At 44.7% G+C, this 13,120-nt stretch carries 11 protein-coding genes; 1 reads left to right on the top strand and 10 read right to left on the bottom strand.

Translation table 11 applies throughout. The features are described 5' to 3' along the window. Positions 1 to 13: 13 nt before the first annotated feature. Both WC227_01035 and WC227_01030 read right to left on the bottom strand, forming a co-directional pair. Positions 14 to 1,012 carry a G5 domain-containing protein gene (locus tag WC227_01035; protein ID MFA6963286.1) on the bottom strand — a complete coding sequence of 333 codons (999 nt, stop codon included), beginning with the start codon at positions 1,010 to 1,012 and terminating at the stop codon, positions 14 to 16. 594 nt (positions 1,013 to 1,606) lie between these two features. Then, positions 1,607 to 3,601: a UvrD-helicase domain-containing protein gene (locus tag WC227_01030; GenBank protein MFA6963285.1), complete on the bottom strand. Its 1,995-nt coding sequence runs from the start codon at positions 3,599 to 3,601 to the stop codon at positions 1,607 to 1,609. Between the two features lie 74 nt (positions 3,602 to 3,675). Between WC227_01030 and WC227_01025 the strand changes: the two genes are divergently transcribed. Then, positions 3,676 to 4,386 carry a hypothetical protein gene (locus tag WC227_01025; protein ID MFA6963284.1) on the top strand — a complete coding sequence of 237 codons (711 nt, stop codon included), beginning with the start codon at positions 3,676 to 3,678 and terminating at the stop codon, positions 4,384 to 4,386. 61 nt (positions 4,387 to 4,447) lie between these two features. Here the strand turns inward: WC227_01025 and WC227_01020 are convergent, their stop codons facing one another. The 8 genes from WC227_01020 to dnaB form a co-directional block, all read right to left on the bottom strand. Further along, entirely contained in the window at positions 4,448 to 5,956 is a 1,509-nt protein-coding gene (locus tag WC227_01020; protein MFA6963283.1) for a lyase family protein, read from the bottom strand. Positions 5,957 to 6,101: 145 nt separating this feature from the next. After that, positions 6,102 to 6,329, bottom strand: a complete 228-nt coding sequence (locus WC227_01015) for a hypothetical protein (protein ID MFA6963282.1) — start codon at positions 6,327 to 6,329, stop codon at positions 6,102 to 6,104. A 148-nt stretch (positions 6,330 to 6,477) separates the two neighbouring features. Beyond that, entirely contained in the window at positions 6,478 to 7,884 is a 1,407-nt protein-coding gene (locus WC227_01010; GenBank protein ID MFA6963281.1) for a phosphoribosylaminoimidazolesuccinocarboxamide synthase, read from the bottom strand. 763 nt (positions 7,885 to 8,647) lie between these two features. Beyond that, a complete protein-coding gene (locus WC227_01005) occupies positions 8,648 to 9,040 on the bottom strand; it encodes a hypothetical protein (protein ID MFA6963280.1) in 393 nt (130 codons plus the stop codon). Positions 9,041 to 9,115: 75 nt separating this feature from the next. Beyond that, entirely contained in the window at positions 9,116 to 9,622 is a 507-nt protein-coding gene (locus tag WC227_01000; GenBank protein MFA6963279.1) for a hypothetical protein, read from the bottom strand. Between the two features lie 57 nt (positions 9,623 to 9,679). Continuing rightward, positions 9,680 to 10,684 carry a 23S rRNA (adenine(2503)-C(2))-methyltransferase RlmN gene (rlmN, locus tag WC227_00995; protein ID MFA6963278.1) on the bottom strand — a complete coding sequence of 335 codons (1,005 nt, stop codon included), beginning with the start codon at positions 10,682 to 10,684 and terminating at the stop codon, positions 9,680 to 9,682. Positions 10,685 to 10,710: 26 nt separating this feature from the next. After that, positions 10,711 to 11,604 carry a hypothetical protein gene (locus WC227_00990; protein ID MFA6963277.1) on the bottom strand — a complete coding sequence of 298 codons (894 nt, stop codon included), beginning with the start codon at positions 11,602 to 11,604 and terminating at the stop codon, positions 10,711 to 10,713. A 33-nt stretch (positions 11,605 to 11,637) separates the two neighbouring features. Beyond that, positions 11,638 to 13,050, bottom strand: a complete 1,413-nt coding sequence (gene dnaB / locus WC227_00985; GenBank protein ID MFA6963276.1) for a replicative DNA helicase — start codon at positions 13,048 to 13,050, stop codon at positions 11,638 to 11,640. Positions 13,051 to 13,120: the final 70 nt, after the last annotated feature.

The following is a 13,120-nucleotide window of genomic DNA, read 5'->3' as shown; positions in this document are numbered from 1 at the left end:
CATCTGCTTTCAGCTATTTAAATGTTCCCGCCCACCGACCAGCGTAGCCATGAGTCAAGGCCCAGGCCGTGGTATAGATCTGAGCCTTTGCGTTGTCCCATGACGCTCCGCTGTATCCAGCCTTGGCAGATGCGTCAGCCCAAAATCCTTCAGTGTATTGGAAAAGGCCAAGATGGCCTCCGCCAGAAACAGAATCAGCGTTTCCGTTGCTCTCCTTGCGCATCAGAGCGCAAACTCTATCAGGATCGATACCATTTTTGATCGAAGCGTCTAGAACCAGATCATTATATTTACACCAGCCAGTAATCACCGGCTTCGTGCCAATAATCGTAATCTGGTCTATCGCCTTGGTCACAATTTCTGTGTTGATCAATCTTCTTGCGACTTCGACACCATCTTCGCGACGAATCTCATAAGTCAGCTTCTTCTGGCCCTTCAAGCCCTTTTGCTCGACGCGAGTCTTGCCCTTGTCGAGAGTGTTATCATTCTTGTTGATAGTCTTGAACTCGATATCAGTTAATTTGTCGATATGAGCAATCGCTACTCTCGTAATCTTGATTTGTGAGCCGTCAGCAATTTCAGTATCCAGTGGAGGCGCTATCTTATCCTCGCTCGCTAAATCAATGTTTTGCTCGAGAAGTAATTCCCCAACAGTTTTGGACCAGCTTCGAATCTCAGTTTTGTTCTTCCCGTCGATCAATAATATCATGGGCGACCTATACAATGTGATCTTGCTACCGATATTCATCCTGATCTCAGGAAAAGCAGTGAACTTATCGGCCCTGACAGGTGAAGCCCCCAACTTTTCGGCAATAAGATACGAGTCTGTTTCATAACTCACACCACTTATCGTTTTTTCAACATTTCCATCGGCCGAGTAGATTTCCACAACGAAAGGCCTCTCCACCCTTGAGGGTGTAGCGTTAGATTGACTGAGCGAACCAAATGTGAGGGCCGAAACAAAACCTGCCGGCAACACCAACCCTGCTAGCAAAAGCTTAATGGTTTTCATATATTACTTACCATTCTACTACAATGCCAAAACTAGTCAAACGGCTCCTCCCCTGCCCGAGGGGAGGACGGGTGGGGCGGGAGAAAGAGGAACAACAATTATTAACAAATGCAAAATAGGAATGTGGAGCGCATTTAGCTATATACAGCCGAAAACGTTCGACAACCCTCCCCGAAATCTATGCCAATATTTTACCAACAACATAATGCTATGGCAAATATAGAGACTGATAATTTAATACAAAATTAAGTACAAAAAATGATTATAGAATAGTCGCAAAACACAAAATAGGAAACCTTCCTTTTTCAAGCTTCTTTAAAACTAGAAGCTTACCTTCTGACAGTTCATTAAAATAATACGAAAGCATAGGCAGAACCAAATAGGTTCGAAATTGCTTCGTTTCGCTAAAGCGGTGAGAATATCTGTCTGATCAGTCTCCCCCCTCCATTAATGGATGTGAGTGAAGATTGGAGATCGTTTCAGCCGTTTCAATCGTCTGGATTACTTTAAGTACACCATCGTAAGGAAAGGCAACCCTCCCCAGATGCTATTGGTATAATTATAGAACTAAATAATTTGCATGTAAATGAATGCTTAAATCTGATCCAGTAAATGTTCCGGAATATTATCGATGAAACGAGATCTTGGATTTGATTGGAAACGGCCATAAATGTTGCGCTCTCCTGCATGGATCATATAGAGCCGCTCCTTGGCGCGAGTGATGCCAACATAAGCCAAGCGACGCTCTTCCTCCATCTCGGACGCGTCCATGAGGGAGCGAGAATGTGGAAATATTCCTTCTTCGGCGCCGACGATAAATACGACGCTGAATTCTAGTCCTTTGGCAGAGTGCAAAGTCATTAGAGTGACGACACCGTCGCCCTCGTTCATTTGATCGGTATCTTGGACCAACGCAACTTGTTCTAGAAACTCTTCCAGAACTGTACGATCAACGTCGTCGTTTTCGTCTTGAAGATCTTTTTTAATTTCATGATTGGCCTCGGCTTGCTCCGCTACGGTGGAGAGCTCTTCGACGTTTTCCCATCTCGCTTCTCCCTCCGGGGTGCCGTCGAGCAAATATTCTTTGAAACCAGTTCTCTCTGCAATTTTGATAATTAATTGATCGAGCGAAGCAGTCAACGAAGCAAGCGACAAATCCTTCAACACTTTATAGAAATCCTGGACTTTCTTGGGCAAGCTCATCAATTTCTCTTCCGGATCGTCATAGCGAAATCCGCGAATTTGCTCGAGTGTTTTGTCGCCAATTCCTCTCGGCGGAGACGAGACGATTCTGCTCAAGGCTTCGTGGTCAGCAGGATTGGACATCAATCTCAAATATGAAATCATATCCTTGATCTCTTTGCGTTCGTAAAAGCGAAGACCGCCGACAACTCGATATGGCATTTTGAAACGCAAGAAAACTTCCTCGACCGCACGAGATTGAGCATTCGTCCGGTACAGAACTGCAAAGTCGTTGTAATCCATACCGCGATTACGCATCGATCTAATCTCCATGGCCAAGAATTCTGCCTCATCTTTTTCGTTTAGTGCCTCGTAAACCGTGATTGCGGCGCCTTCTTCCTTCTCGGTCCAGAGTTTCTTGTCGGTCTTGTTCTCGTTGTATTTGATCACCTCGTTGGCCGCATCCAGGATCGTCTTGGTCGAGCGATAATTTTGCTCCAATTTGACCACGACCGCGTTTTTGTAATCACGCTCAAAATTCAAAATATTCTTGAAATTCGCACCGCGCCAACTGTAAATAGATTGATAATCGTCACCCACCACCATAATATTCTTGTGCTTCTCGGCCAACAACTTTGCCCACAAATACTGTGCTTGGTTGGTGTCCTGGTACTCGTCAACTAGAATATAGCGAAATAAATTTTGATATTTTTCCAAAATAGCCGGATTTTTTTGAAACAAGAAGACACATTGCATGATCAGATCGTCAAAATCCATCGCATTTGCTTCGCGCAAGTACTTCTCGTAGCGCTCGTAAACTTTGCTGGTGACCGCCTCGAACGGAGAGTTGATATACTTTTTGTAACCGGCCGAATCGATCAGCTCGTTCTTGGCACCGGAAATGAAATACTGGACGGAATTGGGATTGAAATGTTTCGGATCGACATTTTGCTCCTTCATAATCTTCTTGATCACCGAAAGCGAATCCTGTGAATCGTAAATGGTGAAGCTTCTAGAATACCCGACAAAATCAGCTTCGCGCCGCAAAATCCGAACACAAATGGAGTGAAAAGTCCCCATCCAAGGTAGACGGAATGCATCCGCCGAATTAGGAATATCGGAGTAGGAATTAGGGTTTTCACTTCCCTTATTCATAATTCCTAATTCCTTATTCCCAGAGAGCAAACTCGAAACACGAGATTGCATCTCGGCTGCTGCCTTATTCGTGAAGGTGACAGCCAAGACAGAATAGGGCGAGACATGCTTCTCGCGAATCAAATATGCGATCCGGTGAGTCAGCGCCTTCGTCTTGCCAGATCCCGCTCCAGCCAAGACCAAGACAGGCCCCTCCGTCGCCAAAACAGCCTCTTGCTGCGGTTTGTTTAGGTTTTCCAATAAGTTAGTCATCTTAGGAATTCTAACAGCTAAAAAACGATTTTGGAAGGTTGCTGATGGCTCGTCTTTTTGCTTTAATACTTATTATGAAAACGAAAATATTAGTCTCACTCACAACGTTAAATAATCCTGACTGGCGAAAAAATGTTGGCGATCTGAAAAAATTTGAGATCAAGGAATTCGCTCTTTTCCCAAACTGTATCAATAGCCAAGAAGAACGAGAAGAATTATTCAAAACAATAGTGAAGGAACTCGGCCCAGTTTCGATCCCATTTGCTCATATCCGCTCTGATATGCATCCCAACGAATTAGATTTTATGATCAGAAATTTTGGTACCAAGGCCGTCAATCTGCATCCGACCATCGACTGGCCGATAATCCACGACTTGGACAAATACAAAAATATGATTTACATCGAAAATGCTGGCCGTGCCTTCGTACAGGGTTTGACCGCCGAAGATCTCGAGGGTTTTGCCGGCGTCTGTCTCGATCTTTCTCACTTAGAGAGTGTCAGATTACAAAATCTACCTGGTTATGAGATAAATATCGGTATTGCCGAGAAATACAAAATTGGCGCCATCCATATGAGCGCTATAGCCGATGCTAAGATGTTCATTCCTGAATACGATTTTTGGACCAACGACCGTCACTATATGGATGATTTGAAACAAATGGATTATCTCAAACGATATTATCCGAAATATTTCGCTCCGTATGCCGCAATCGAAGTCGGCAACAGCATCGAAGACCAAATAAAAATGAAGAAATATATCGAAAATATTCTACATTTGAACTAAAAAGAGCGAACCGCTTGAGTATGTATACTCTCTGCGATCCGCCCTCGGATCTTGTTTAGAATTACGCTCCAGGTACATATTCCTCATGGGCTTCAGGTTCCGGAAATACCTCCTCGAAGATCTTGGCTTCATTGCGTAGTAGATATTTGAGCGAGAAGACCTCGTCCCAACGCTCGTTGACCTCGACGCTGTCAAAGATCGCCCGAAGCTTGGTATTCCAAACTTTGATTGTCTCATCCGTAATATCAAGCACGCCGCTTGGCTCAAGCTCGCCCAGAGAGATATGATATTGGATATTACGCCGGGCATGGCCCGAACAGTCTTCCTGCTCGATGCTTCGCAATGTCGCATCCATCAAACCAGGATCGTTGCCGATATCTTCATCTTGTATCGGACAGCTGAGATTAAAAGCTGCCAGTTGAAAGATTTTGTAGCAATCAGCAGCGCTCAAGCCATACGATTCGCCCCACTCCTTTAATTGCTCTTTGGCGACGTTCGCCGCGTAACAACCGTTGGTCTTCACAATTTCGAGCATCATGTTCTTGGGATAGACAACCAAGCCTCCAATCATTTTGGTCATGACTTTCGCCTGATGGATGCTGGCGTGAAATAAGTCCGGCCACGCGTTTCTTTCGACAGACGAGTGAGCGATATCCCGCTCCTCCCAGGTCCCACAACACGCTATGATCATCTCGATGTATTTGGTGATCATGATATCCATGCCACCAGCTTTTTCATCGTTGATCGTATTCCGCTTGTGCGGACCAGCTGTCGAACCGGTTTGTTGCTTGCCAAACGGCTCATGATATAGAACGGAAGCGCTTCTCGCTCCGAGTCTGATGGTCATCGCAATATTAGCGATTGTTTTCGACATCATGCCAATCGTTGAAGCCACCGGAACATACAATGTTCGAGGTACGATCTGAGTTGCACCATAATAGGGTTTGAATCCGAGGATTCTCAGAGCCTCTTTTTCAATCTCAGGTGTTATTTCGGTGTAGTTTCCGACAAAACCAGACATTTTCGAATAGATGAGTTTTAACTTCAACTCTCGAAGTAAAGTAAGCCCCATCTGTAGCTCTTGATGCCAACAAGCTAATCTCTTTCCGAATGATTGAGGGTCAGCCCACTGTCCATGCGTCACACCCATCATGGGTGTGTATCGATATTTTAAAGCTTGAGATTTGATTACTCCTAAAAGTTCAACAACCTCTGCTTCATAAATTTCGATCGCCATAATGATCTTGCGCAACATCGCCGCCTCTTCAGTATCATAACTTGTGATACCACTATGGTACCAACGCTGAAGATCGCCAGGAATGAAACGCATCCGCTCCTTGAGAGCAGCATTTAAGTCATGATGCAGTCTATTGTCCCAATCTTTCCAACAATCAACATTAGGCGGTGTTGAGTCTAAAGCTTCCATGATCGCCCGAAAATCAACCTCGGGCATCAGTTTTAGATTGAAACGAGCTTGGATTAACGCTTTTTCGACAGTCTGCCAACCAAGCAGTAGCTCTTCGTTACTCCAGATTCGCTCGATTCTGGTGTCTGCATACCGTTCTTGCATAATATGTTCCCCTTTTGTACAGAAAATTTTGCGCTCTGGTATTTTGCTTGCGAGCGCCTGCAATGAGACCGTTATAACGATTACGCACAAAAAATGCAAATAAAAACCGGCGCTATCGTATCAGACAACACCGGTGGGCTTAGCACTACTTGCACATCAGTAACGAGGAATGTCTTCCATCATCTGGGTCCTCAACGTGACGGACTCGGTTTTGATTCTGCTTCATACTGCGCAGAACTTCTGCGGTAATGGGGTCGTTCCCGACCTGAAACTTTGCGCCAGAGGTAGCCTCTGGCTTTGGCGGAGGATTATGATCGGAGATCATGCCCCGAACTACAGCGGAGCCGATGCGATCGGTTATTGAGATAAGCACGGACTTACCTCCTTTGCAAGATTTAGCATGAGATCTGCTATTGCCAGATATCGTACCACAACTATTATTTTTGGCAACTAAAAAGAGCGAACCGCTTGAGTAATAATTACTCATTGCGATCCGCTCTCGGATCTTGGTTGATTATGTCTTATACTGGCGTCGCTTCGAGTTGCTCTACGCCGTATTGGAGCCAGGCGGCGACGTAGGGATTCAACGGTGCCAGCTGCCGGAGGGCGAAAAGAACCGCATTCCCCTTGTCGATGATTGTCGCCATCGGATCGTTGCTTGGACAACGCAGGTTGCTCCAGATATCTCCGGGGCACTTCTCAAGTGAAGCGGGCCGGGAAATGACAGGCCAGATTGTGTGAGCAGCCAGTGTCGGGCCGAGACCGTTGCTACGACCGACCTCGACAATAATCGCACCATACTTGTAGCGTGCCTGTAACGCGTTTAGACGATCCAGACAAGCTATAGTCTGCTTGTGACCGGAGCCGGTGATGCGTTCTACCTTGATACCAGGCAAATTGTTCAGATCGAGCCGGCCCATCGATCCATTGAGTTGAAGATCCGGAAAATTATCATCCTCCGAGCCGCGCCAGAGCACGAGCGCCTGTTCTTGAACCCGAAAGTTCTCGACGGCTCTGACGACGGAAGAGTAGATCTGGGCGATCTCATCCTGATCCAGTTTGCCAGCCAAGATCATGTCACGAAAAACTTGCTTAGACATTTCACGGCCAGATTCGTCCAATACTCTCCAGGAGTCATGGTCGATTACATCAGCGATGACGATCGTCCCCGCTTTTAGGAGCGGACCGACCTCCGGCTGAAAGTCTTCTTTCAGTCTTCCGCACTCGACCTTAAGGTCATAAGTCGTCCATCCGATCAATTTGAAGAATGCTTCGATGATCAGGAAGGCAGCATGGAGTAAACGGCGGTATTCTGTAATCTCGTCGACGCCGTGCAAAACTTCGTCGCGTTTGACAGTAGCTATGACCTCTGGATCATAGAGCGGGCTCTTGCCAATCAGTTTCCACTCGTCAGCAAGTGGGTTTAACACCATCGGATCATCAGTAGGTTTGTCATCGACACGCGGCAGGGCCAGATCGACCTCTGCGCCAAAAATGTTGGTATACTTGCCACCATTATGCGTCTTCAGACAAACTTCGAATGTCAGCTCGCCAAAGCGATAATGCGGTGGCAACTCGGGTCGACGTTTCCGAATGCTGCCCTTGGGGTGAACAAAGCGACGGGTGATGAGTTCCACCGGCGCCATCTGGACACGCGGAGCAACAAATTCTGTCTCTGACAACTTTCCAAGATAGGCAACCGGCAAGCCGGCTTGTTGCAAAAGTTCGAAGATCCTGCAGGTCACTGCATTGGAATCGCGAGCTTTGGTGCCAAACACCGTTGTAAAACGTGGATCGTCAAACGCAGTAATGTCTGACTTATACTCAGCGATCAATAATCCGGGATAATCCAGCACTTCGTAAAGAGCCTTCGTCTTACCCTCGATGACTTTTCCCCCTTTGGGGAAATCAAACTTATACAATGACATCGCGTCCTCCTTTATGGTGCGCGAAAACTAAATTAGACTCACACTATTGTGGCCTAACTTCTGCCCGCAATATGACACAAAAATATGATTTATGCAAGCTTAATCCATATTTTTGGCAACTAAAAAACCCAATCTTTCGACTGGGCTTATTAGTTTGGGCAGAAATGATTTGAAGACTGATCGCAAATCAATATTTTAATAATGTTGCGGCTTCATCATTTATGCCCGTTTTTAGAGGCTTCGACTTTGGATTCCCCCAAGAGATTTGCATCCCTTAAGAGAGTGGGTCTAGGTCTCTAATGCTGATTTCTCCCCTCCTTGATATTTTATCAATGTATAGGAGAATTTTTTGATTGGTTGCGTATTAGATCTTGTCAGGCGTTATGATTATTTAATTTAAGCCTGGTCTAAATGCATTTTGTTTTTGTTCCTTCTTGCCCTCCGTAGCTTTATGCGAAGGATGGGCTTTTTGTTTTCTTGCTATTCCTTATAGCTTGTTATTTTTGTTTTAGTTGGAACGAGCTGGGGGAAATAACCATATATTTTAAAAATTATTTCTCTTTGAAATTATATCGGGGTAAATATAATTCCGCTCCCCATCTCGTTCCCTCTAACTCAAGTTTTTAATGTACTAAATTAAGCAATTATATCAACCAGATCACAACTTGTCAAGCATATGGGACTAAATAATATGGTATAGTATGATATTATTTAGTCCCAGACTGCATTATTTTCAAATATTATCCGAGCTTAATCCGAGACTTTACTCACCGTATGATCCCGAGAAATTTTTCTTGTCATACTGCTTTGCGTTTGGCACAAGGGTGCCGATGACCTTGATCTTCTGACCAGCGATCTCATCAGTATTATTCTCATGGAAAATTTGAACTAGCTCGGCCGAAAGAATCTCCTTGAGAGTTGAGATTTCCTCGTTGTCATCTTTGATCTTGGCTAAAGTTTCCTGATTTGGCCCACGGCCTAGGATCTCATCTCTGATTATCTTCTTCTTCTGATTGGCCGCCTTCGCTTCTTCGGCTACCTTCAAATATTCCTCTTCATTTTCGAGTTCGCCCTTGAGCAACTCTTTCTGTATCTTGATCTCTTCTTTTAGTTTGGCCAATTGCTCTATCCTCTTGCGAATTGTGTCTAGCTCCATAATTCCTCCAAATCAAAATTGTAAAATTATCTCGTTATTTTATTTTCCAAACAGCGGGACAATTTTGCAATACTTCTATTCTTGATGAAAAATCAGCGTGTCTTTGAGCACATTTACAACTTCTTTTTCGACAAATTCCTTGGTGATAACATTCAGCTCAAAAGTGCCATAGCTGCCAGTCACACCCGAACCGTCAGGCATCATGGTCGAGACCAAAATTCCAACTTTTCGTGCGTATTTGTCGGCTACAAAGGCAACATAAGGGGTCGTCTCTGGTGTATACATCGCCTTCTCTGCAACTTTCGGATAGATGAAAATTGTAATATTGGAAGGATGATACTTGGCCGTCGCGTCGAGAAAATCGGTGTCCTCCGAGATGCTATAATCCTGGCCATATTGATTGAGCTGATTGCCAATATCGATCACCACCGGCCAGATAACATTGTGTTTCAAATCGTTGAAAGTTTTGGCGAAAGTCTCCTGCTCCTGTTTGTCTGCTTCTTTGCGATCCTTTAGTTCAGAAACATTGTCACTGTACTGACCCATCAATTTATCAAGAATTTTCTTATTCTCTTCTAGCATATATACCTTCCCTTAGTTGACAACATTATAAAAGAGTTCCCGAGACTTTACAAACTTTTAACTTTTCTCGCCGGCCAGTTGGCCGCAGGCAGCTGATATTTCATCGCCTAGGCTGACTCGCACTGTCACTTCGATATGATTCCGCTCCAGTATCTCTCGAAATCGATCCACCCGGTCGCGTTTGCTGGGAGAAAAGGCGGACTTTTCAATCGGGTTGAAGACTATCAGATTTACAAAAGCTAGCTTGCCTTTGAGCAAATTTGCCAATTCAATCGCAGACTGATCAGTGTCATTCACGCCGTCCAGCAAGAGATATTCATAGCTCACTCGCTTGTGTGTCGAGCGGACATACTTGTCAAGTATATTTACGAGATCTGGAAGCTTATTGCTTCTGGCGATCGGCATCAGCTTTTCCCTCAAAATTTGGTTTGGTGCATGCAAACTGATAGCCAAAGTCACGCCGGTCTCGGCTTCGATAAATTTCTCCAACCCCGCGATGGGTCCGCAGGTCGAGAGAGTCATGTGACGTCTGCCAAGATTGAAATAATCTGGGTCATTCAATTCTTTGATCGCAGGCAAGACGTTGTCCCAATTCAGAAGTGGCTCGCCCATACCCATAAATACGATATTGGTAATCTTCTTGTCCTGAGCTTTCAATTTCCTACCGGCGTATAGAGCTTGACTCAGTATTTCCCAACTAGACAAATTTCGGATAAACCCAAGCTGACCAGTAGCGCAGAAGAGACAACCAGACGGACAGCCAACCTGAGAAGAGACGCAGACGGTGTTGCGACCGTCATGAAATTCCATCAGCACTGTTTCGATCACTTTACCGTCCGCTAGTTTGAACGCCCACTTGGTCGAGCCATCGCGAGAAGTTTGTTCCTCTAGAACTTCAAAAGGAGTGAAAACGAATTCTTCTTTGATTTTCTCTCGCTCGATTTTGGAAAATGTAGTTAAGCCCTCAGCGTTGTCAATTAAATTGACAAAAACAGCGTGCCGCAATTGCTTTTGTCGAAGCGGTGTTAAATTCTCTAAGTATTTGTATAGATCATTCTGCATTCTGACTTCCATATTCTAGATTCTAATTACTCTGGCTTATTGATCTCAGCAATCTTTGCCGCTAATTCATCTAAGGTCGACAGCTGATGTTTGTCGACGATTGAATTCAACCCGTCTGTCAGAACGTAGCCCTCCAGACTATGGGGTAGACCTTGATCCATCTTCCGAACGATTCCTACAGCTGGATGGGTATTGGTATAGTTAGGGTTAATCTTAAAGTCCTTCACTTTATCAAGATCTGTAATTACTGCTCGTTTTAACTCATCATCAATAACTGAAGTTTCAATCGGCAACTTAAAATAATCTATAAATTTTTCTGCCTCTTGCCTGTAGGATGACTTTAAGAATGCCTCAAAATTTTCTTGGGCAGCCAGTATGCAGTTCGGATCAGACTTAAACTCAGGAAAAAAATTTTCAATGTAACTTTTCGCGTGAAGCCAATTACAATTTTTTATTTTTTTAATTATTGCTTCCTTGATCATTCCTTCGGCAATGATTTTTTCTTCACCATTTAAGAACTCAGTCAAAATTGTTCTGACGCCTTCAGCGTCCAAATGTCTGTCATTGAGCAGATCCCTGAGGCAATTGAACGCCGCTTCAGATAGAATCTGTGGCTCTACCTCGAGAACGCCGTCGAGTATATCATCTCTAATTAGAACCGCGGTTCCTAAAGCGCCACGATTCAGACAGTTCACATATTCCTGACTCAAAATCCTCCGAGCTTCTGTAGGGTTTTTCGAATATGCCTCCCTCAAACCAGAGATTTTCTCGTCTGCCGCAGCTGTCCCAGGCGTTAGATAATAAAGATTTGCCTTTATAACACTATCGATATTATAACCAAAATTTACAGCCGACTTGACCGGTTCGTCTGCAGAGATATCAGAATTGGTAATCGGGTCGGATTGAAATTCATTTTCCACAAGGCTCCTTTTGATTTATTCGGTAGCAATTTGTCATTCTTCCGCCTGCGAGACTCGTTTTCTCTCCAAATCATTGAAGCGCATTTGTGAAGGGTTGAAGAAAAGCTCGATATTACCAGTCGGACCATTTCTATGTTTGCGAATAAGTATTTCGGTGATACCTTTCTTCTCAGTATCCTGATTATAATACTCTTCACGATAAAGAAACATCACGATATCAGCATCTTGCTCGATCGAGCCAGATTCACGAAGGTCAGAAAGCTGTGGTCTCTTGTCATCACGATGTTCGACCGCACGAGAAAGCTGAGAGAGAGCGATGATTGGAATATCGAGTTCACGGGCCAAGCCCTTCAAACCTCTGGAAATTTCTGAAATTTCCTGGACACGATTGCCATCAGAATTCCTGGAGTGGCCCTGCATCAACTGCAAATAGTCGATGATGATCAGTCCCAAGCCGTGCTCCATCTGAAGGCGTCTAGCCTTGGCTCGTATCTCCATCACGTTGGCGCTAGGAGTATCGTCTATGAATATCGGCGCCTCAGAAAGCACGCCCATGGCATAGCCAATCTTTGGAAAATCGTCGTCGGAAAGATTACCAGTTCGGAGCTTCCAGGAGTCTACGCCAGCCTGAGAGGAGAGGAGACGATCCACGAGCTGATCTTTGCTCATCTCGAGCGAAAATATTGCAACCGGTATCTTGTCATCAATCGCCGCATTCTCGGCCAAATTCAGAGCAAAGGAAGTTTTACCCATAGCAGGTCGAGCGGCTAGGATGATCAAATCAGATTTGTTGAATCCAGCAGTAACACCATCTAGATCACGAAAACCCGAAGAAACTCCACGAAGCGCTCCCTTATCCTTGTCCTTGTGAATTTTGTCGATTCTGTCGAAGGCCTCGGTCAGGACATCCTTGATCGGCATAAATTTGTTTTTGAGAGAATTTTGAGAGACAGAGAAGAGTTTCTGTTCGGCTTTATCAAGTGTCTCAGAAATGTTTCCCTCTTCATCAAAACCAAGCTCGGTGATATCGGTACCAGCAGAGACCAGGCGGCGCAATATCGCCTTTTCCTTCACAATCTTGCTGTAATGGACCACATTGGCGGCTGACGGAGTAGAGTTGACAATATCAGCTAGATAGCTCGATCCGCCGACAGTCTCGATCTGGCTCGCTTTTTCAAGCATTTCAGAGAGGGTCACGATATCAATCGGCATACGACTTTCGAAAAGCCTAAGCATCGCTTCAAAAATTATACCGTTGCGAGAATCATAAAAGTCTTCTGGCCAGACAGAATCAGCCACCTTGATAATCGCATCTTTGTCCAAAAGGACGGCCCCCAGAATGCTACGCTCTGCCTCAATATTTTGGGGCGGCACACGTATGCCAGAATATGCGGACTTGCCAGACGTCTTGTCTTTAGATTGTGAATTGTTTTGCTCGCGAGCCATATTCGAGTAATTGTTAATTGGTAGTTTCTAATTTTTAATCAATTTTTAATTATTAATTAATATTTGAATA

The sequence above is a fragment of the Patescibacteria group bacterium genome (genome assembly GCA_041671645.1).
Taxonomy (GTDB): Bacteria; Patescibacteriota; UBA1384; order XYA2-FULL-43-10; family 1-14-0-10-43-13; genus JBAZBD01.
Note: the sequence above shows the minus strand (reverse complement) of the source record. Positions and strands in the feature narration are given on the sequence as shown.

Bases quoted from the DNA above. Each gene is read 5' to 3' on its own strand.
- WC227_01035 (MFA6963286.1), bottom strand. From the start codon at position 1,012: ATGAAAACCATTAAGCTTTTGCTAGCAGGGTTGGTGTTGCCGGCAGGT.
- WC227_01030 (MFA6963285.1), bottom strand. From the start codon at position 3,601: ATGACTAACTTATTGGAAAACCTAAACAAACCGCAGCAAGAGGCTGTT.
- WC227_01025 (MFA6963284.1), top strand. From the start codon at position 3,676: ATGAAAACGAAAATATTAGTCTCACTCACAACGTTAAATAATCCTGAC.
- WC227_01020 (MFA6963283.1), bottom strand. From the start codon at position 5,956: ATGCAAGAACGGTATGCAGACACCAGAATCGAGCGAATCTGGAGTAAC.
- WC227_01010 (MFA6963281.1), bottom strand. From the start codon at position 7,884: ATGTCATTGTATAAGTTTGATTTCCCCAAAGGGGGAAAAGTCATCGAG.
- WC227_01005 (MFA6963280.1), bottom strand. From the start codon at position 9,040: ATGGAGCTAGACACAATTCGCAAGAGGATAGAGCAATTGGCCAAACTA.
- WC227_01000 (MFA6963279.1), bottom strand. From the start codon at position 9,622: ATGCTAGAAGAGAATAAGAAAATTCTTGATAAATTGATGGGTCAGTAC.
- rlmN (MFA6963278.1), bottom strand. From the start codon at position 10,684: ATGCAGAATGATCTATACAAATACTTAGAGAATTTAACACCGCTTCGA.
- dnaB (MFA6963276.1), bottom strand. From the start codon at position 13,050: ATGGCTCGCGAGCAAAACAATTCACAATCTAAAGACAAGACGTCTGGC.